Genomic DNA, 301 nt, shown 5'->3' on the forward strand with positions numbered 1-301 from the left:
CAGTAATGAAAAATTGGCTTCATATCCTACTGTCAGTAATTATTGTTATGACAATGACAACTCCAATTCAAGCTGCAACAGACAAAGGCCGAGAACAGGTACTATCAAATTTAGTTAAAAATAAAAATATGAAAGGCCGAGTACTTTGGTATGATCTATCAGCAAATATTCACAATCTAAATACTCCCGAAAAAGTTTCAGAAGTTGTCCAAAAAACAGCGAATGCAAATATTGACACGATTGTATTAGATGTAAAAAATTACACAGGTTTCGTAGGTTATAATAGTGAGATCGCTCCTCA

The 301-nt window shown here is 33.6% G+C and carries 1 protein-coding gene; it reads left to right on the plus strand.

The features are described from left to right. Positions 1-47 precede the first annotated feature (47 nt). Positions 48-301, plus strand: a 254-nt coding sequence (locus tag JKP73_RS22640; RefSeq protein ID WP_200412037.1) for a hypothetical protein, incomplete at its 3' end; no start/stop codon positions are given.

The sequence above is a fragment of the Virgibacillus salexigens genome (genome assembly GCF_014905415.1).
GTDB lineage: Bacteria > Bacillota > Bacilli > Bacillales > Amphibacillaceae > Virgibacillus > Virgibacillus salexigens.